Origin of the sequence: Spiroplasma endosymbiont of Polydrusus pterygomalis (genome assembly GCF_964030825.1) — a bacterium.
Taxonomy (GTDB): Bacteria; Bacillota_I; Bacilli_A; order Mycoplasmatales; family VBWQ01; genus Spiroplasma_E.
The window spans coordinates 1,177,633-1,199,953 of sequence record NZ_OZ034964.1; the positions used below are offsets into that span (position 1 = coordinate 1,177,633).

17 protein-coding genes and 1 tRNA gene are annotated in these 22,321 nt (G+C 25.4%); all 18 read right to left on the bottom strand.

Translation table 4 applies throughout. The features are described 5' to 3' along the window. Positions 1–36: 36 nt before the first annotated feature. On the bottom strand, positions 37–1,446 hold the full coding sequence (pyk, locus tag ACQH25_RS05805; RefSeq protein WP_425381072.1) for a pyruvate kinase: 1,410 nt from the start codon (positions 1,444–1,446) through the stop codon (positions 37–39). A gap of 19 nt (positions 1,447–1,465) precedes the next feature. Continuing rightward, positions 1,466–2,521, bottom strand: coding sequence for an ATP-dependent 6-phosphofructokinase (locus ACQH25_RS05810; RefSeq protein WP_425381073.1), 1,056 nt, complete (start codon positions 2,519–2,521; stop codon positions 1,466–1,468). 129 nt (positions 2,522–2,650) lie between these two features. After that, positions 2,651–3,970, bottom strand: a complete 1,320-nt coding sequence (eno, locus tag ACQH25_RS05815) for a phosphopyruvate hydratase (RefSeq protein ID WP_425381074.1) — start codon at positions 3,968–3,970, stop codon at positions 2,651–2,653. A gap of 126 nt (positions 3,971–4,096) precedes the next feature. Then, complete coding sequence (locus ACQH25_RS05820) at positions 4,097–6,397, bottom strand: hypothetical protein (RefSeq protein ID WP_425381075.1); 2,301 nt, start codon at positions 6,395–6,397, stop codon at positions 4,097–4,099. A gap of 37 nt (positions 6,398–6,434) precedes the next feature. Then, the gene (locus ACQH25_RS05825) at positions 6,435–7,388 is read right to left on the bottom strand and encodes a hypothetical protein (protein ID WP_425381076.1); all 954 of its coding nucleotides are present in this window, start codon (positions 7,386–7,388) and stop codon (positions 6,435–6,437) included. A gap of 169 nt (positions 7,389–7,557) precedes the next feature. Next, on the bottom strand, positions 7,558–9,093 hold the full coding sequence (gene gpmI / locus ACQH25_RS05830; RefSeq protein ID WP_425381077.1) for a 2,3-bisphosphoglycerate-independent phosphoglycerate mutase: 1,536 nt from the start codon (positions 9,091–9,093) through the stop codon (positions 7,558–7,560). Between the two features lie 17 nt (positions 9,094–9,110). Beyond that, positions 9,111–10,487: a hypothetical protein gene (locus tag ACQH25_RS05835; protein ID WP_425381078.1), complete on the bottom strand. Its 1,377-nt coding sequence runs from the start codon at positions 10,485–10,487 to the stop codon at positions 9,111–9,113. A 42-nt stretch (positions 10,488–10,529) separates the two neighbouring features. Beyond that, positions 10,530–11,279, bottom strand: coding sequence for a triose-phosphate isomerase (gene tpiA / locus ACQH25_RS05840; protein WP_425381079.1), 750 nt, complete (start codon positions 11,277–11,279; stop codon positions 10,530–10,532). A 16-nt stretch (positions 11,280–11,295) separates the two neighbouring features. Continuing rightward, positions 11,296–12,045, bottom strand: a complete 750-nt coding sequence (nagB, locus tag ACQH25_RS05845) for a glucosamine-6-phosphate deaminase (protein WP_425381080.1) — start codon at positions 12,043–12,045, stop codon at positions 11,296–11,298. Between the two features lie 18 nt (positions 12,046–12,063). After that, positions 12,064–13,257, bottom strand: coding sequence for an N-acetylglucosamine-6-phosphate deacetylase (gene nagA, locus ACQH25_RS05850; protein ID WP_425381081.1), 1,194 nt, complete (start codon positions 13,255–13,257; stop codon positions 12,064–12,066). A 133-nt stretch (positions 13,258–13,390) separates the two neighbouring features. Further along, positions 13,391–13,466: transfer RNA gene (locus ACQH25_RS05855), tRNA-Phe, on the bottom strand. Between the two features lie 386 nt (positions 13,467–13,852). After that, the gene (locus ACQH25_RS05860; RefSeq protein WP_425381082.1) at positions 13,853–15,040 is read right to left on the bottom strand and encodes a hypothetical protein; all 1,188 of its coding nucleotides are present in this window, start codon (positions 15,038–15,040) and stop codon (positions 13,853–13,855) included. Between the two features lie 289 nt (positions 15,041–15,329). After that, complete coding sequence (locus ACQH25_RS05865) at positions 15,330–15,959, bottom strand: hypothetical protein (RefSeq protein WP_425381083.1); 630 nt, start codon at positions 15,957–15,959, stop codon at positions 15,330–15,332. Positions 15,960–16,038: 79 nt separating this feature from the next. Further along, positions 16,039–17,532, bottom strand: a complete 1,494-nt coding sequence (locus ACQH25_RS05870) for a VWA domain-containing protein (RefSeq protein WP_425381084.1) — start codon at positions 17,530–17,532, stop codon at positions 16,039–16,041. A gap of 11 nt (positions 17,533–17,543) precedes the next feature. After that, on the bottom strand, positions 17,544–19,121 hold the full coding sequence (locus tag ACQH25_RS05875) for an AAA family ATPase (protein ID WP_425381085.1): 1,578 nt from the start codon (positions 19,119–19,121) through the stop codon (positions 17,544–17,546). A gap of 16 nt (positions 19,122–19,137) precedes the next feature. Beyond that, positions 19,138–19,758 carry a hypothetical protein gene (locus ACQH25_RS05880; RefSeq protein ID WP_425381086.1) on the bottom strand — a complete coding sequence of 207 codons (621 nt, stop codon included), beginning with the start codon at positions 19,756–19,758 and terminating at the stop codon, positions 19,138–19,140. Positions 19,759–19,975: 217 nt separating this feature from the next. Next, the gene (locus ACQH25_RS05885; protein ID WP_425381087.1) at positions 19,976–20,431 is read right to left on the bottom strand and encodes a hypothetical protein; all 456 of its coding nucleotides are present in this window, start codon (positions 20,429–20,431) and stop codon (positions 19,976–19,978) included. Positions 20,432–20,671: 240 nt separating this feature from the next. After that, positions 20,672–22,300: a hypothetical protein gene (locus ACQH25_RS05890; RefSeq protein WP_425381088.1), complete on the bottom strand. Its 1,629-nt coding sequence runs from the start codon at positions 22,298–22,300 to the stop codon at positions 20,672–20,674. Between the last annotated feature and the right edge of the window lie 21 nt (positions 22,301–22,321).

Genomic DNA, 22,321 nt, shown 5'->3' on the forward strand with positions numbered 1-22,321 from the left:
CTAATTCCTTTTCTAATTTACCTCAGTAGTACTAGGTTATTTAGCAATAAAAGTTGTAAAAGGTTTAGTACTATTATTAACATCTACTACTAATACTTTTGCTTTAGTAGGAATTATATAACTATTACTAATACTTTTAACTAGTTGTGTAGGATTACCTAATGCTATTGATGAAACACCTTCATTAGCTAAAAAAGTATAAATTCCAGAATTTATTGCAAATTTATTATAATTAATAACATTTTCAACAATTGGAATTATATAAACTGGTAAATGAGCATTAGCAATTGTTAAAATGTATTTACTATCTTGACTATTAGTAATTACATATTGTGGTTTTTCTTCAATAATTATTTTAATAGTTTTGGCAACTAATTGATCGTTTCCATATAATAAATCAGCTGCAACTTTACTTTGTTCTTGATGACTTTCAGCATCAACAAGAATTTTACTCATTGTTGCAATTGATAATATTGGATAATTTCCATTAGCAGATTCGCCTGATAACATCGTACATGTTGCTCCTCAATTCATAGCAATTCAAACATCAGTAACTTCGGCACGTGTTGGATGTGGATTATCAATCATTGAATCTAACATTTGTGTCGCAACAATTATTGGCTTGTTAACATTATGACACTTTTTGATTCATTCACGTTCTAAAAAAGGTACTTTTTCAAAAGGAATTTCAACTCCTAAATCACCACGAGCAACCATAATTGCATCTGATTCTTTTAAAATTTCATCAAAATTATTAACTGCTAATTGCGATTCTATTTTAGCAATAATTTGAATATGTTTACCATCATTATCATCTAAAACTTTACGAATTGCTTTAATATCTGCTGCTGAACAAACAAATGATGCAGCAACATAATCTACTTTTTGCTGACAACCAAAAATTAAATCTGCTTTATCTTTTTCAGAAATAAAAGGTAATGATAATTTAACATTTGGAATATTAATGGCACGACGATCTTTAATCGTATGTGTATTTAATGCTTGACAAATAACAGTATGATCTTTAACAGCAGTAACCTTCAATGTTAATTTACCATCATCTACTAATAAGTTATTATTAACTTTAATGTCTTTTGCTAAATTGGAATAATTTACTGAAAATTTTTCTGGAGTACCAATAATTTCTTCATTGTCAATGATCATAATAATTTCATTTTTTTTAATTTCAGCACTACCTTTGATAAAAGTATGAGTTCTTACCTCTGGACCTTTTGTATCTAACATAATAGCAACTGGCATATTTAATTGTTTTGATACTTGTTTAATCATTAAAATTCTTGCTAAATGTTCATCATGACTACCATGAGAAAAATTTAAACGAGCACAACTAGAACCACTTTCTACTAACTGTTGAATAATATCAGCAGAATTTGATGCTGGTCCTAAAGTAGTTACACACTTAGTTCTTTTTATAATTGATATCAAATTATTCACCTCTTTATTATTAAGTATTCTTCTTAAGAAGAACTCCTGATAAACGTAATATTTTATTAGTAACATTATTTTTATTGATTGTAGGTGTGTTTAACGCATCTTGAATTTCAATAGCTACTAATTTATTATCTTGTAATCCAATACAAACACTAGACTTACTACTATTATTACCAAATCTTTCGGCAGCAAAAATACCCATCATTGTTGCCAAATAACGATCAAATGCACTTGGTTTTCCCCCACGTTGAATTTGACCCAATATTACTGCTCTTGTTTCACATTCAGTATCTTTTTCAATAATTTTTGCTATTTTATTAACATCATATTGACGTTCAGCCACTACTATTACTAATGAACGACGTTGTTTTTTAGTATATAACTGTTTAATAATATCGATTAATGATTGTTCACCAATTCCTAAATCTTTAGTTGCTAATAAATCACAATTTGCAGCAGCAGCGCTATGAAGAGCAAGGTCACCACAATTACGACCCATTACTTCAACAATCATAATTCGCGCATGAGAATTAGCGGTTTGCCGAATCTTATCAAGATTTTCAACAATTGTATTAAGCGCAGTATCAAAACCAATAGTAAATTCACTGGAACTAATATCATTATCAATAGTTCCAGGAATCCCTACACATTGAATACCTCCCTCATTACTTAATTTTTGCAAACCAGTATATGTACCATCACCACCAATAGCAATTAATCCTTCAATATTTTTTGCTTTTAAAATTTCAATACATTTTTTACGAGTTTCTTCTTGTTCAAACTCTTTAAAGCGAGCAGAACCAATTATTGTTCCCCCCATTTCAGTTCCCAAATCAATTAAATTTGCTCAATTGTTATCAATAACATGAAAATCATTTGTTATTATTCCCCTATAACCATTTTTAATTAAAATTAATTCAAACGGTCTTTTATCACCAGTAGTACTTTTACTATTTTCATGATTGATACCACGAAAAGTTTTATGTACTGCATTAATAACATTATTCATACCTGGTGCATCACCACCAGAAGTTAAGATTCCAATTCTTCTTTTATTTAATTCTTGCATATTTAGTCATCCTCTCTTCTAATTATATTATTTATTTTAGTAATAATATGTATAATTCTGTTAAACTTAAAAAGGACAATAAGTAAATTTAACCGCAAAGTGCGGTTAAATTTATTAAAATATAAACAACTAGTTTATTTTTAATAAATCAATATTATAAAATACATCATTACCTAAAAATTTAGCTTGGCCATCTAAATCAGCTTCAATTGTTAATAAACGATTATATTTAGCAACTCGATCAGTTCGTGACATTGATCCTGTTTTAATTTGTCCAGTATTAAAAGCTACTGCTAAATCAGCAATAGTTGTATCCTCAGTTTCTCCTGAACGGTGAGAAACTACTGCTGTTCATCCCGCTTTTTGACACATTTCAATTGCTTCCATAGTTTCAGTTAATGTTCCAATTTGATTTAACTTAATTAATACTGAATTAGCAATGTTTTTAATAATTCCTTCTTTAATAATTTTTGGATTAGTAACAAATACATCATCACCAATAACTTGGAATTTACCCGCTGCTTTTTCTAACAATAATTTAAATCCTTCTCAGTCATTTTCAGCTAAACCATCTTCAATTGAAATAATTGGATATTTTTTAGTTAAACCAACTAAATAATCTACTAGTTGTGCTGAAGTTAATAACTTTTCAGTATTTTTACTTTTACCATCTTTATTACCAAAAACATATTTACCATTTTTATAAATTTCTGATGAAGCACAATCAATGGCAATTTTGATATCTTTATTTGGAGTATACCCTGCTTTTTTAATGGCTTCAACAATTAAATCTAATGCTTCTTCAGTTGACTTTAAATTAGGAGCAAAGCCACCTTCATCACCAACTGCCGTAACTAAACCTTTACTTTTTAAAATACTTTTTAAAGCATGAAAAGTTTCAGACGCCATTTGAATTGCTTTAGAAAATGTTTTAGCACCAACTGGCATAATTAAAAATTCTTGAAAATCAATATTATTATCAGCATGAGCACCACCATTAATTACATTTAACATTGGTACTGGTAATTGACAAGCATTAACACCACCCAAGTATGTATATAAAGGTATGTATAACTCATCAGCGGCAGCTTTGGCAACTGCTAAAGACACACCTAAAATAGCATTGGCACCTAACTTTGTTTTATTTTCTGTTCCATCTAATTTAATCATCGTTTGATCAACTAATCGTTGATTAGTAACTTCTAAACCAATAATTGCTTCGGCAATAATTTCATTAATATTTTTAATAGCTTTACTAACGCCAAGTCCACCATAAACTTTGGCATCTTTATCTCGTAATTCTAAAGCCTCCCTTGTTCCTGTTGAAGCACCCGATGGTACTAAAGCAAGTCCATATCCTCCATCTTCAGTTCAACATTCAACTTGGATCGTTGGATTTCCTCTTGAGTCTATTACTTGTAGTGCTCTCATATCAATAATGCAAGACATATTTGCTAGTTCCTTCTTTCTTTAATATTTTACTAATTATTATACAGAAAAAATATTGTTTAAAATCAAATAAGCACAAATATTTTTTATTTGTGCTTATTAAATAATAAGGATTTAATTATTTAATTACAATGTTACGGGAATATCTGAAGAGTCAGTGACTGCTGGAACTGAAATATTATTAACAGTAGTGTTAGTACTGCAATCCCATAATTTTCATTGTAGATCATTGTTTTCTGGTTTTAAATTTTCTTTATCATTAATAGCTGTAAATACTTTTTGTAATAATTTGCTATTAACATCAGTTAATAAACTATCATTTTTGATAAAACTAGATTCATCTTTATCTAAAAAGTTTACATATTTTATCACTTTAAAATTATTATTTTTATCAAAAGTAATATCAATATCACGAGAATAATAAACTAATTTTGATAATAAATCACCTTCTTCTTCAGTAAGTTTTATTTCAGCTTTTATTTGTTTAGTTACTTCATATTTTTCAGTACATAAAACATGTCATTTATTATTAAAATAACTTAATTTAAAAATCTTATCATTACTCTTACTATAACATTTAGGATTTACTACTATTGGTTTTTCTACTCTTTCTTTTGCTTTTTTATTTATATTGCTAAGACAGTTTTTCTCTTCAGTTGTCAATATGTTAGAACAATTTACTTTTTTATTATTTTCATTAATATAATATGCACGTAAAAACTTGCCATCATATTTATTAAATAAAATAACAGTATTAGCATTATTAGTTGCTGTCATTATTTTTTTTAAAATTAAACTTTCTTTTTCTTCAAATTTTAATTTTGTATCTAATGTATTTTCATGAGTTGTTACATTTAAATTTCACATTTTGATACCATTATCTCACTTTAAATTAATAACATTATAAATAGCAACTGCTGATGAAGTTGTAGCATGATGTTGACTAGCATTTGCTGCTACTTCTGCTCCATTTTCTCCTAAATGAATACCTTCAGTAGCTATCAACTCGGGAACATAAAATAAGTTATTATTAGCAAAATTTTTTCTTAAATCTGCTAATTCAACTATTTGAACGCATTGCAATTGATCTTGTTCATTATTAACTACTCATTTTTCTACTAAATCATTATTTAAATTTTTTACAAAATATACTTTTTTATAATGTCTATTAGTATTAAGCAATCGCGATCAATCCCTTTTATTTTCTGGAAAAAGTGGTTGTTCAAAAAAAAGATTTTCTGGCTCTGACTTAAGATCTGTTATTTTTACTTTATCATCTGCTATTACTAAACTATATAAACCTTCTTGACTCTTGTTTGCAAATACTGCCCTAATTGTAGCAACATTATCATCAGCAATTGCTAAAGGTTCAGATAATGTTTCCCGTTCTGATGGATTTTCTCATCTTTTTTTACAATAAAAAACACCAGCGCTACCAATATTTTTTTGTTCTGTTGTCAAACAAGATGCTAATCCATTATCATTTTCTGCACTTATAGTAAATCCTGATTGTGGAATAATACTTAATAAATCTGATAAATCATTAAACTCCTGGTCAGTTAAACTTTGAACCTCATATGCTTGATATTTTACATTATTATAAATTCAACCAGGAATAATTGTTTTAGTTATTTTATAAACTTTTCAACAAACCTCGCCATTTTCTCCAGCACTTTTATTTAAATAAAGAATATCATTATTGTTAATAGTATTAACATTGATCTGGACTTTAAAAGTATCATTAGGATTACTAATATTTTTAATAATAACTTCGTTTCCTTGACGATAAAAAAAATAATCTTTTTCAACATTATTTAGTTTTAAGTGTTTTTTAAAATCTTTAATTACTGCAATATTCGAAGAATAATCAATCGCATTAAAATGCTCTTGATTTCAAACTAATTCATAAAATGAATTTTGAATACTTGAATCTTGTAATAATGTATTAATCTTTTGAAAAATTAAATTATCATCTTTAAAAAGTCCAGAATTTATAAATAAATCATTAAATGTTGTTAATGGTATTGCTCTTAACTCTACTAATTCAGCAGAATTTTCACCCTCAGATTCATTAAATAAAATTTTATATACTTTAATCTTAGTATTATCATGATCATCTTCAACAAAAAGTAATTGATCTTTTTGAAATAAATGCTTTTCATCCTCAGTTAACTCTTCATCAAGAATAAAGGTATTAGTAGATATTGCACTATCAATCGTTAGTTTTTGATCACTATTTAAACTTACTATTTTTTTTACTGTTAATGGATTAATAACAGGAGTTACTGTTTTTAAAATTGCAAGTGTTTCTGATTTTGCATATAAGTCATCTCCTATTTCAATAAGAACATTTTGAATATTAGTTGATTGCTCACTATATTTACTACTTATAATTTTTTTAAATACTTTTAAACTTATGCGTGGCATTGTTATTCCTCCTTTAATATTATCCAACTAAAAAGATTTATGATGCTGTTGGAATCTTGTTATTTTGATTAGTATTAGTATTTAATGGTGGTGTTGTAGTAACAGTAGATGCACTAGCATTAACTTCTCTGACAGGAAAAGAATTATTTTCTGTTACTAGTGATTTTGATGGAGTAGGTACATTACTAATATTCATTTGTAAAGAATATGCAGTAGCAACTACTTTTTCAATTTTATCAATTAAATCTTGCTTAATTTCTATGTACTTTTTCTTTGCTGTTTCGTTATTAATAGTATATGCACATATAACCTTTCCACTTTCATCTACTTCGATGTTTAAACTACCATTACAAGGACAATTATTTACTACAAAATTTTTAAAGTGTTGAGTAGCAGTAGCATCCGTTGGAACAATTGTTTTCTCTTTACTATCAATAACTAAATAACATGTTCCATTTTCGGCAAACGATAAAGTCATAATTGGTTTAGGTCTACGAATAATATTAATGTTATCGCTTCTTAAATTTTCTTCATCTGCTTTATCATTTGCCAAATCGGGGGATGATTGTATAGGTAGTAATAATGCTGGTAGTTCTTTTTTTCCTAAATATTCCAGAATAATTTGATTATTTTCCGTTAATTTACGATATAAGTGTGCTTGAGCAATATCTGAATTGCTTCTGATTATTACTAATGGCTTCAACAACGCCAAAACAATATCAGATAATAATGATGCTTTTTGAATAACACTAACGTTACTAACGTTTTTTTGATTACTTTCTTTTATTAAATTTTTTTCGTGATCAAGATATACATACTCAATAATATTTTCCTTTAAACTATCATCTAATTTCCTTCTGATATCATTAAAATCTAAACTATTTAAGTTTATATCTGGTAATGAGTTATCTTTTGGATAACTTAGTGATGCTTGTAAAAAATTATTTAGAACTTCAATTTCGATTGCTGTTGATTGCTCTGATAATGGCATATTTTACCTCCATATTTGAATAAGCACAATAAAATCTAGAAACTAAATATAATAACCCCTTTATTTATTTAAAAAAATAAAAGGGCCAACACTATATTTAATTTATATGGCTATATTTTAATACTTTTATATTATTAAAACAAGCACTTACAATAAAAACAAAGTAATATTATTTTTTAATTAACGACTCACTAGTCATTGCTGCTGGTTTAGCTAAATCCAAAACTTCTAGTAATGTAGGAGCAATATTTGCTAAACAACCACCAGTTTTTAGTTTTAATCCTGTTTTACAAATAACAAATGGTACTGGTTGTGATGTATGTTTTTTATTAGGATTTCCTTCTTTATCAATCATAATTTCAGCATTACCATGATCAGCAGTAATCATTAAAATACCATTAACTTTTTTTAGTGCTTGATATAATTTGCCAAGACACTCATCAATAACTTCAATGGCAGTAATTGTTGCCTTTAAAATACCTGTGTGACCGACCATATCAGGATTAGCAAAATTTAAAATCATAACATCATAAATATTTTTAGCAATTTCACTTTCTAAACAAACAGTAATTTCACGAGCACTCATTTCTGGTTTTAAATCATAAGTTGCTAGTTTTGGTGAAGGAATTAAAATTCTTGTCGATAGTGGATATTCAATATCAACACCACCATCAAAAAAATAAGTTACGTGTGCATATTTTTCAGTTTCGGCAATTCGCAACTGTTGATATTGATTTTTACTTAATCACTCACCTAAAGCAGCAACGATTGCCACAGGTGGAAAAATAATACCTTGTGCTTTAACACTTTTGGCATATTCCATCATTGAAATAAAAAAAGTATTTTTTAATGGTGGTATTTTCATATTAATATTAAAATCATATTGCTTATTTGTTAATGCTGATGCTAATTGAATAGCACGATCAGGACGAAAGTTAGCAAAAATAATACTATCATTATCAGTAATTCTTGCATTATTACTTTGCAGATTATAAGCAGGGATAATAAATTCATCATTACGACCAGCCTTATACTCTGCATTAATATAAGCAATAGGATCACTAAATGAAATTCCTTGATGTTTAACCATAACATCGTATGCTTTTTGTAAACGATCTCAACGTTTATCACGATCCATAGCATAATATCTACCAGCAATACTTGCAAGAGTACCAATACCTAATTGCTTCATTGTCTTTAATAATCGTTCAATATAAATCTTAGAAATATCAGCTTTCGTATCACGACCATCTAAAATAGCATGAAAATAAACATTTTTAAAGTTTTGTTGCTTTGCAATTTCTAATAATGCCAACATATGATTAATATGAGCATGAACTCCACCATCACTTAATAAACCAATAATATGCAAATGACTATTATTATTTTTGGCATGATTGATGGCAGATAAAATTGTTTGATTTTTAAAAAATGTTTTATCGCTTATTGACTTATTGATTAATGTCAATGATTGATAAATCACTCGACCAGCACCAATTTGTAAATGCCCAACTTCCGAATTTCCCATTTGCCCCTCTGGTAAACCAACTGCCAAACCAGAAGCCAAAACTTCTGTATGTGGATAAGTTTTAAGGAAATAATCTAAATTTGGTCTTTTTGCTAAACTAATAGTATTTGTTGCACTAGATTTGGCAATACCAAAACCATCTAAAATGCAAAGTAATATTGGTTGTTTTGCTTTCATAAATTTCACCTCATATTTTATTTAACAACTTGTAACTGATGTTTAAAATTATCAGTTTTAAAAATAATAATCATTTTAGTAATAAAATCAGTAATATTTTGGTAATTATTAGTACTAAAAATAACAATATCATTTTTAAAAACTATTTTAATTTGTTGTTTCTTTTCAATTTTAGCAACTATTGTTTTTAAATCACAAATGGCTTTTAAATCTTCACTTAATAAAATAACCATACTAGGATTATCAATAATATTATTAGAAAGAAACAAAATAGTGTTATTAGCATTAACTAATAAGTTACGACCTTTAATTTCCATTAAATTATAATCTAATAAATCATTATTAAAAGAATAATGAGCAATCTTCAAATTATCAATTACCTCCGAATAATAACCATAAGCAAAAGTTTGTGATAAATTCTCTAAAATATCTTGTGAAACTACTCGTCATTTTGAAAATGATGTTAATAATTTTTTATGAATTTTTTGTAATTGCCACAACTCTTGATAATTAGTAACATTAGTAATTGATGCGATTGGTTGAATACTTTCAGGCTCATTAATCGCTTTAATTTTTTTATTAATAGCATTAATGGCAATAATAATTGGTTTTTTAACATTAATAAAAAAATTTTCAATTCGTTGTTTATTACCGGCAATTAGCGTTATTTTTCATTGTTTTCTATCATTTTTAATAGCAATCACTGCTATTTTTTGCAAATTAATAATTTCTCTTAACTCATCATTATTAAATTTTTTTAAATAATTATACTTGTTTTTATTTTTTCATAAAACTAACTGTTCTAATGACAATTTTTGTGCTAATAAAAAATTAATAGTTGATTCACTTTTTAATATTTTTTTTCTAGTTATCTTTAAATTTTTAAGAGTGATAATAAAATTTTCGGCATTAATAACAATACAATTAAATCTAGAAATTTTACAATTTAATTGTTTTGCTAAATTATTAGCAAATAACTTAGCACCAATTTTATTACTAACTAATAATTGATGATAATTTTCATTCATAGTTAAATATAAGGGAATATCATTAATAACAACTGGTCCACTATTAACTTTAACTAAATGAATATAAGTATTAGCAATAAGCGTATTATTAACATCAATTATTTCACCAGTAAAATATTCATTAGTAATAATACCTTGATCACTAACAATACCATCACTACTAGGTGCAAATATAGTTTTAGTACAAATGATAAAACCAATTTGTTCTAACTGATTAGTATCTTCACCATTTTTAGTAAATAATGCTAAAATTTCTGACTTGCTGCTTAAAGCAGCAATAAAAGTAGTGGCAGGAAAAGCACGATGTTTAATTTTTTTTGTTAGCTTTGTTCACATACTTTTAATTTGTATCTTTGATAATTCCATGTTTAGTTAACTCCTTATTTTTAATTATTAACTTAAATAGAGTTAAATTAGTAAATCAAAAAAAGATTGTGGCATTAGCGAAGCACCTCCTACTAATGCCCCATCAATGTCAGGTTCAGCAAGTATTAATTTAATATTATCAGGTTTTACTGAACCACCATACTGAATACGTACTTGCTCAGCAATATTTTTATTATATAATTCACTAATAAACTCACGAATCATTTTACAAACTGTTTGTGCTTGCTGTGCTGTTGCTGTTTTACCAGTACCAATCGCTCATATTGGTTCATAAGCAATTACTAATTTCGCAATATTTTCTGCTTTAATATTTGCTAGTGCTAACTTAATTTGCTTTTTAATTACGTTATTAGTTTCTTTATTTTCATACTGAACTAAAGTTTCACCACAACATAAAATTGGGACCATATTAGCATTAAATAATGATTGTAATTTTTTATTAATTGTTTCATCTACTTCATTAAAATACATTCTACGTTCAGAATGACCAATAATAACATGACTAACTGCCATATCTTTTAACATTTTAATTGAAATTTCACCAGTATATGCTCCTTCATTTTGATAATGACAATTTTGAGCAACAATAAGTAAAGCAGAAGATTTATCTATTTTTAGTAAAGATAAATTAGTAAAACTGGCTGCTATTCCATAATCACATTTAATATTTTTATTTTTTATTAACTTATTAAAACCATTTAAAAAATCTTTAGTTTCATCAATGTTTTTATACATTTTTCAATTTCCAATAATAATTTTTTTGCGTTCCATTTGCTGCTCCTTAAACTTAATTTTTCTTTGATATTTTTGATTTTAACAATGTTGCCGCTTCTTCATCAATAATAACTGTAACATCATCATGATTTTGTAAAAAGGTGCATGGATATTTTATAGAAACTTTTCCCTCAATTAATTCACAAATAGCTTTTGCTTTGTTTATTCCTGTGGCAATTAAAACAATTAACTTAGCTTGTAAAATCGTATCAATACCCATAGTAATAGCTCTTGTTGGTACATCTTCAATTTTAGCAAAAAATCTTTTATTAGCTTCAATTGTTTCTTTAGTTAAATTAACAATGTGTGTCTTACTACTGGCAAGAGTTCCTGGTTCATTAAAAGCAATATGGCCATTAGTCCCTAAACCTAAAATTTGTAAATCAATTGGTCCCTTTGTTTTTAATAATTTTTCATAATCTACTATATTTTGTGCTAAATTACCAATACCACTAGGAAGATATGTATTTTCTAACTTAAGACTTTTAATATGATTAAATAGTTGATGATTCATAAAATAACGATAACTTTTTTCATGCTCTGGTAATAAACCTACATACTCATCTAAATTAAATGTTGTTACCTTTGATCAATCTCTTTTGTTATTTTTAGCATCTGCTATTAATAAATCATATGTCTCAATTGGACTACTACCTGTTGCTAATCCCAAAACAACATTTGGTTTAACTTTAATGATATCAATAATAATTTTACTTAATAATTGAGCAACCTCAGTCTTATTTTTTAAAATAATTAATTTCATAATTCAAAACCCCTTTATTTATTCTTGCTGATAAGCAATTTTTCCTTCACATATTGTTAAAAAAATATCATTATTTTTAGTTAATACAATAATATCTGCTAAATTACCAACAACAATATCACCTGTCTTATTGGCGATTCCTACTTGTTTAGCACTATTATAAGAAGCCATTTTAATGCAATCTTGTCAATTATTATTAGTAATTTTTAACAAATTTTTAAAACCATTAATCATTGTGGCAATACTGCCTGCTAATTTACCAGTTGCAACAACAGTAACTTTATTATTTTTTTTAATAACAGGTAGTGGCCCTAATAAATAATTACCATCAGGTTGACCCTTTGCACTCATAGCATCAGTAATCATACAAATATTATTAGCACCTTTAATTTTATATGTTAATGCTAAAATATCAATATCAACATGAATACCATCACAAATTAACTCAGTAACTAATTGATTATAATATAATGCAGCTGGCACAACACCAGGATCACGATGATTATATGGGCTCATCGCATTATAAAGATGAGTAATATATGTTAAACCGTATTTAACAGTTTTACTTATTGTTTTAAATGGAGCATTACTATGACCAACAGCAGGAATAATATTATTTTTAAGCAATAAAGAAATAAAATTTAAATCGTTATCATTTAAATTAGGATCGATTTCAGGAGCATAAACAATAAATTTTAAATTTTTATTACTAATAACATTTCAAGATTTTACTCAATTAAGATCGGGAATATGAAGTAATGAATCAGTATGAGCTCCTTTTTGTAATTCTGAAATAAAGGGACCTTCTAAATAAGCACCAATAATTCGTGCTTTATTACCTTCATTCTCGGTTTTCATATACTGCGCAAAAACAGAAAGAATATTATCAATTTCTTTTTTACTAGCAGTAACTGTTGCATAACAAAATTTCGTTACCCCTTCTTTTGGTACTAATTGTGCAAAATTACTAATTGACTCAATAGTACCATCCATTAAACTATATCCATAGCCACCATGGACATGTAAATCAATGAACCCAGGTATTATTGTTTGCTGATAACATTCAATAACATCCGCATCTTGAAACTGATGATTATATTTCCCTTCATTAATTTGAAAAATTAAATTATCTTTAATTACCAAAAAACCATTATTTATTATTTTTTTAATGCTAATTATTTTCGCATTACTTAAAACTAAAATTTTAGACACTAATACCCTTCTTTCTAGAATTTATTAATTGTTTAAAATTGCTAATGACATTATTATACCTAAAATTTTAACTTAAACATAAATCTAAGAAAAAATAATTAAAAAAAGGCTTAATTGCCTATATTTTAAATAATGGTGGCTCGAAGCGGATTCGAACCACTGACACTTCGCTCTTCAGGCGAATGCTCTACCAACTGAGCTACCGAGCCGTTACCTATACAATAATAGCATATAAAACTAAAAAATAACAAGGGGTTAAAACTTATTTTTAATTTATTTAAATATCTTCTTATTAAGATATAATTATTTTTAATAAAAAATTAAACCATAATTGGTTTAATTTTTGTTTAATTACTTTCTAAACTTACATATCTTAAATTATAGATTTGGAAAAGAAAATGCTTAAAATTTGAAGTAAATCATTACCGCAATTTTCAAATTTTGATTGAATTATTATTAATTTCTATATCAAGTTAAAATTTATTGATAAAATCTAAATAAATCTCAACTTGTTTTAATATTAATTATTTCAAATAATATTTAATTAATTTTAAAATATAGCACTGTTTTCAGCAACATATATACAACAATCTTACTAGTTACAAGTCAGCAATTTATTATTATAATGAAGTAGTGAATCAATAATATTTTTTTCTAAAGATGACACAACATTATTGCTGTTAACAATTTTAATGCTGTCTTTTGCTTGACGTTCAATATTTGTCAAAATATCATTAAATAAAATTTCTGTAAATTTACTAACTAGTATTAGTTTGCAAGGATTATGTGTAAGATTTTTCATTAAGGTTTTATATGTAGTCATAAATTCTGTTTTTGATATTTTACATGCAGAAAATGATAAATTTTTATCTGCTTTTTGCGCTAAATAAAATTCTCATATCTTAGAATATAACTTAGATTTTATTTCTTTAATTTTTAAATTATCTAAACTTTTAGCATAAAAATTTTCTATTTCTTGTAAAACTATTATTTTATCGTGTTTTTTTGTTACAATTTTACTTCTTAATATTTCAGTGTTTGTTTTAATTCTTTTACATCTTAATTTCTTAAAAAATCATGCTTTTTTTAATTTTTCAAGTTTTGCTTCATTTTTTTCTAATAATTGGCTTAATTTTTGGATTTGTAAATCATTATTTTGTAAACTTGAGTATCATTCTTCTAATTGAGTGTAATTATTCATTAGAAGACTAGTAAGTTCTTGTTGCAAATTTAATATGTTTTCACTGTTAATTGTTTCATAAATAAAGTTTTCTATTGATAATTTTTTTGGATTTTCAACTTTTAATCCAGTTTTTCTTTGAAAAGTTTGATCACGAAACACATCTCAAAATAAAGTTTTAATTAAATCTTTTAAGTTACTATTTGCTATCTTAACATCTTTAATCAATGTTGCTGCTCATTTCTCATATTCAAAACGATATAATACTTTACCAGCTAAATTATCATTATTAAAATATAGTGATAAAATTTCAAAATATATCTTACGATCTGCAGCACGTATCTTTTTATTTGCCAAATTTCTTTTTACTCTTAATAATTGAATTTTTTTAGAATACCATCATTTTTTTCATTTAATTATTATCATTAAATCTTGCTTATTTCTTGAATTAAAAGAAATATTATTACATCAATCGACAAATTCAACAAACTGAGAGTTACTTTCTTCAAAATTAAGTAATAAGTTATTATAATTTTTTATTTGATAACTTTTTTGCATTTTCTCAATAAATGTTTCTTTTAAAAAAAAATCTGATTCTGACATTTAAATTGTTCCTCACACACTTAATTTATTTTAGTTATGAATTATATAAAAAGAAAAACCACATTAATAAAAAAAATTATTAATGGGCTCAATCTTTACAAATATATAATTCTTAATTAAGAGTACAACTTTTATCAATAATTGTAAAGGATAATTATTATTAAAATAATAATTTTTTTTGGTCTTATATATTTTTTTGGTTATAATAATTTTTAAATTATTAAAATAAATAATTATATTTTATTAAATTTCAAAATAAGGTATATTCTATAAATAAAAGAATAAACGATTATTTTTTATCTTTTATATTTCTAACTTCTTTTAATTGTTTTTTTAACGCTTTTAATTGCAATTGTAACTCTTGATATGATGGCAAACTTTCATTATTAACATTTTTATCTTTACTATTAGGATTTACATTTTTTGGTAATTGTCGTGGATTAACTCATAAATTTTTTAAACCATATCAAAAGATGGCAACTAAACTTAAACCAATACCTACTCAAGGAATAATTCATAAATTATTAAAAGCAATATGTTGAAAACTTTTAAAATTAAAAAAATTAAAAAGTATTAGTATAAAAAGTACCAATATTAATGTCTTTAATAACATGTAAATAGCAAAAACTGATTTGGTAAAAGGTTTTTTAATAAAAATTAATGGTATTAAATAAGTTAAATTAAAAATTAATAATACTCCAAAAGTATATAAAGAAACTATAAAATTACTATCCATTAACTGCTGATAAAAACTACTAATAATTGGTTCTTTATTAACAATTAAGGTAATGATAACAGCAATATTGTTTTTTAATGCTGTTCCCCAACTAAATAATGAAAAAAGTGATAAACTAATTGTCACTATTAAAACAGCAATCATTACTAATATTTTGCTTAAAATCAAATTATTTTTTTTCATATTTTCATCTTTCATTATCAGTTTACTTTTTATCTTAATAATATTTTATCACTATCAAAACAAAAAATAACGATCAAAATTAAGAATGAATTTTATTTTTATTTTTTGCTAAATTTAAAGCAATTTTGCGAGCAGCAAATGGATCACGAGGATCATAGTATCAATAATTAGTAAAATATTTTTTGTAATTATTAGCTAACATCGAAGAACCAATATTAATAGCATGAAAACGATTAGCTCGCACTTGAAGTTGTACCATTAAATTAATATTATTTTTACTAATATTAGCTGCTAAAAAATCAGAAACTACTAATAAATCGGCATTACGATAAGTTTTAGTTTGCATAATTGCTAAAGCATGACTAATAGCTGGATTAATATTTGTTTGTCCTTTAAAACTATGTCCTAAAAAATAAATTAAATTAGGAATTGATGAGACTAAATTAGATAAATCATAAGTTTCAAATTTACCAGAAAAATTAATCATATAACATGGTCTTTTTTCTTGCAAAGCAATCTTACTAATAGCAAGCGCAATTGATTTGGCAATAATTTCTGGACTATTATTCATTGATTTAGATGTATCAATACATAAAATAAAAGGACCTTCACTTTCAGGAATTGGTACTTCAACAATTTCTTCAACCAGCCGTTCAGTAGCAACTAAGTCCATTGATTCAAACTCAGTAATTGCTAATTTTTCCTCAACAAATTTTTTATAAAAAATAGCATTTAACTCAGGAATAGCAAGATTAACTAATTCTAATGGTAATAAATGTTCTAAATCCTTACCTTCGGTAATGCCAACTACTTCTTCTGGTCATTTTCCCAATGGCTTTAACTGATATTCAAGCTGTACTTTTTGATGAACTTGCTTATCAATTAAACTCGAAACTCCTTTTCAACGACCAAGTAATCTAGCAATTTCAATAATAGCAGGATTTTTATCTAGAATTTTACCATATTGAATTATAGTATTTAAATTAATTTTTTTAAAATCATTTAAATCACCTTCTCAAAATCGACCAAAAAAATTCCAAGCAAAACCAACAAGATGCCTCACCTCATTAATAATCTTAATATTGTTACTTCACATTGCTAAATACTTTTGACGCATTTGCATCGTCGCAAATAACTTATAGTTAACAATTCTTTCAATAATTAAACTTTCTCAATATCTGAGAAAACTATCAAATGTTAATTTACTATTAAGATTACGATCTTTAAATTTATCTTGAAAATAATGAAAATAATTAATTATTGGTGAAGCAACAGCTTTTGCTCGATTGTAAATTTCTTGTCAATTATTTTTTAATCGATCAATACCATTAACCTTAACCCAAAAATATAATTGTAATTCTTTTTTAATCAATGAACTAATAGCAATACTTTTACTTTTTGTTAAAACTTCGTTTAAATAAAAATTACTAATTTGCTGATCAAATTCTGCAGCTAATCAAGCAAAATTTTTTTTAAACCAAGCAAAATTACTTAAGTTTGTTTCTGTTAAAAATAATTTCTTTAATTTAACTTCCAGTAGTTGTGAAACATGCGATGCAATTCATTGTTCCATACTAATCACCCTTACTTATTATTAGCATCATTATTACTATCATTAACATTAGGAATAATTATTGGTGAAGCAGGAGCAATTATTGAAGATGGTGATTCTGTTTCAACTTTAACTTCAGGAATTGGGGCAACTTGATCAAAAAATGCTGTTTCTAATAACATTTTAAACTGTTCATCAAAAAAGATAGAAGTTGTTTTATTTAAACGCCGATATTCTTGTTGAAAGTCAACTTTTAAGTTGGCAATTTGTTGTTTTAAATCTTTAATTTGATCATTAATATTGCCAATTTGTGATTGACCATTGGTATCATTTAATTCAATTTGAATGATAGAATTATTTGTCATATTTATTATTTCACTAGAACTTTTTAATTGTAATTGAAATTTCTGACTTCCATCCAATTGACTTAAACCTTTACCATAAAATAATTGAATATTATGACTTCTTTTATTACGACGCAATAACACTTGAAAATCTTTCCTGCTAATAAAGCAAATAGGAAATTTATCATTATGTCATAATAAGCGATAATAGATACCTTTAATTTGTTCAGAAAATGGATTAGAGTAAATCGATGGCTGATTATAACTATCTTTAATATTTGCAGCATTATTAGTTAGTGTTTCTAATTCACTTTCTAATTCAATCTGCTTTTGTTTTAATTTATAAGTTAATTCTTGACAATACGCTTCATTGAAAAGCTTAGTATATTCTTGTTCTTGTTCTTCATTATCTCAAATACAATATGGAATAATTAACAAATCAGCTTTATCAGTAGTTTTTCTACCATTATAATAGGCTGAAGCTTTTATTAATTTAGCAATTTTTTTTCATCTTCGATCAGAAATGTAAGCTTTACCATCTGTTGCTTCTGTTAAAGTTTTACGAAAACGAGAAATAAAATTTAAAGTATCTTTACTTAAACTAACCGTAGTTTCTAATTCTTTTAATCATTTTTCATATTCAGCAGTTTTAATTTGTAATTTAAGTGGCACCTTTATTTCTAAGCTAGTAACACTTTCTAACATATCATTAAAATTTTCTTCATTAGTTAAACCATAAACAATCATTCTAATAATAAATCGATCAAATAATGCTTCTAGCCCTTTACCACTTTCTGGTAACTCATTAGATGCCGAAATTAACAGTTTTAATGGTACTTTAATATCACCACCGCCATTACGGAATATTTTTTCATTAATAATAGTTAACAATGTATTTTGAATGGAAGGACCTGCTTTTCAAATTTCATCTAAAAAAGCAATGTCAACAGCAGGTAAATACTGATCAATAATTCTTACATAATTACCTTTTAATAAATCCTTAATTGAAATTGGTCCAAAAATTTCTTCTGGTGTTGAAAAACGATTCATTAAATATTCAAAATTTCGTCCATCATGAAGTGCATATTTAATTCTTCGTGAAATTAGTGATTTTGCAATCCCTGGTAAACCTAATAAAAATATTGATTCTCCTGATAATAATGCCAAAATAGCTAGTTTAAAAACAGTTTCTTTTTCATAAACATTAGCACTAATTACCTTAATTAATTGTTTAATTCGTTTTGCAAACGGATTATTGATACTCATGATATTCTCCTTTTACTTATTCAACACTTAATTCTCTTCTTACATCATCACTTTTCACAATTAATAAACAAGCAGCAACTAATCATAAAATAGTTATTAATAAAACAATAACCATAAATATTGGTACTTCAACAGCAACAGTTTCATTTACTAATCCATCAACAACTAATAAAATTGTACAAAATACTTCTAAAACAACAAAATAACCAATTGCTAAAGCAATATAAACAACCGATCATCCAAAAATAGCATTAGCAGTACGCCCAATTGCTAACGGTAAATAAAACACAAAATTAAATCCTAATGTTATTACTAAAAATATATAAATTATGTAATTGGGTTTGATAGTACTAGCGTTATTGGCCAAAATCTGATTAACTAAATTATCAGCTAAAAAATATGAAAAAATTAAATGCAAACATGAAACTAATAATAATAAAATGCGAGCAATAATCTCGATTCTTGAACTTCAATACATTCTTTTAAATTTAATACTATCACTTAATAATGGATTATAAGTAGTAAACCGTTGCTCTTCAATATCTTTCAATGATGGATTATTATTATTTGATTTAATAATATTATCATCAATATTTGACAATGGAGTATTTTTTAAATCATCTTTTTTATCATCCATATCAAGCACTCCTTATCTTTTATTTTATATTATAACTTATTTTAGCTACTAAAACTTAATAATAGTATTTGCTATTAACAATTTATTATTATTTTAAGTGTTTATTATAATGTAAAAGATGTTCTACATTAATTATTAATTAAAAATATACTTACTAAAAGTAAGGACATAAAATAATGAAATCCAAAAATAAAATTTTTATTTTCAAAAATATAATTTAATGAATGTAATAATTGTTAATTATTTCACAATTTTGAAGTCCATCTCAAAAATTATTATTTTCAATTTTTATTTTTAAACCAATAATTAAAAATGTTAATGATATGGTAACAAATGCAAAAATAGGAACTAAGATTACACAAAAAATAACTCCAATTTGTAATTGAATTCAATCATAATATCCTTGATAATTATCATTTATCGAACATATATACGATGCAGAATGAGTAAAAAGATAATTGATACTCATATAATTTAATAAACTAAAGCCATTTGTTATGTTGTTTACAATGAATTTTTGTTTTCAGTGTAACTCAATAAAATTTAAGGAATCATGATTAAAAGCTGCAAAAGCAATTAATAATAAACCAATAGTCATAATTAAAATAGTGAAAATAAATACTAATACTAATAAAGTTATTAACTTTAATTTTTTATATTTTTGCAAATTCATTTCTATGATTCCTTTCAAAATAAAAAACCCATTTGCTTTTATCTCAACAAACAATGGGTAAAAAACTACTATATTTATATATAATGATAATAACAAATTTAATATATAATGATGATAACAAATTTATATAGTTTTTACAATTATTAGTTATATAATTTCTAATTTAATTTGTCATTATTTTATATTTGCTATTAATTTTATCATATAATTGATAGTAAATATATGGATAAGTAATAATAATTATCATCAATTTATCTTAAAAGTGAAATTAAAACTATGTGGTTGAGGAGAAAAATCACTAGTAACTTTATTCTTTCCAACGTGAAACCTAATTTTTTTAATATCATTAGTATTAATAATATCACTTGGATTTAATGGTAATAATTGATGGTTAATATCTAAAAAAGTAAAACTAGTTAAATCTTCTGGTTTTACATTTAAAGCTTCCTTAAAGTAGTCTTGAAAAGTAGCAAGTGAATTAGTAACATTTTTTCAATTATCATCTGGATCAGCTGTTGGATCGGGATAATGTAAAGAAAAAAAATTAGAATTTTTCACTGCAAAATCATACATTGCTTGTCAATATTTATTTTGCAAAAATTTTTCTAGAGCACCAATATTAGGATAATTACTACTATCAATAATTTCAACATCATTATTGATCGAATTAGTAAGACCAAAATAATGTGCTAATTCTTGATATTGAAAATGGTTACCACTAGTATCAGTAACTAATAATTTATGTTGTGGACTATAATCTACCAAGGTATCAGTATTATCTTTTGCTGTTTGTACCATACTAAAAGGAACAAAATCAATAGGATTAACTTTCAAATAATTAAGAACATCAGCAATACTTGTTGGTGCTTTTTTAATTAAATCATAAACAATATTTGGATTAGAAACATATGTTATATAAAAAGGATCTGATTTAGTAGAATATGAATAAAGATTAAGATATTGACATTCATCACCCACTGACGCCTTGCCAACATAATATCTTTTAGGATCTTTAATTAATTTAAAATATGGTTCAATAGTTGTTACATCATTAAAATTAATATCTGGCAAAGCAATTGTTGTTATTATTGGAAAAAGATGAGTAGTATTTGCAAATTCTTCTTGATAATCATTAGTAAATTTTTCAATTGCTTTTTCAATAGTTTGATAAATAATGACATTATCTATTACCTCAGGATAATAAAAATTATTTGGTAAATAACCATGAAATCATTGTTCTGACAAATATTTATCGCCACTTATTATTGGTATTCTCCCTGAAATATGTTCATCAAATTTTCCTTCAAATTGATTAAACCTCATAAATTTTTCATAAAATTTATTAGTATTTTCAATTACAGCAATTACTGGTATTTTAAGTTCAATAAATGAAGATTTAAGTTTTAGTTTTAAATCAAATTTAGTCAAGCCATCAGTTTGAATTAAACTCTTATCTAACACTTGATTACTGTTAGATTCATAATAAGTAAATTCATAATCATTAATATCAGTAGAAAAAAAATTATCTCATCAAGATTCTTTTATTAATAAATCAAAAACTTGTTTTTTTGATTCTTCTTCAAAATGGGACAAACGTAAATTTTTATCACTAGCAGTAATCGGCACTTGATTCATATCAACAATAATTGATTCTTCTGGAATTTTTTCTTTAAAAGTATTGATATTAAAGGCACTTTCCATAGCAAGCGCAATAAAAAAAATACTAATTGCTAAAGTAATTACCATTATTAAAGAAATAAATGTTGTTAAAAAAATTTTTTTTATCCTTGATGTTTTTACTTTACTAATAATATAGTTAGTCATATCATTTACTTGTGTTCAGTTATCATTATCTTTCTTTTTTGCCATATTTTCATCACCTAAATTTAT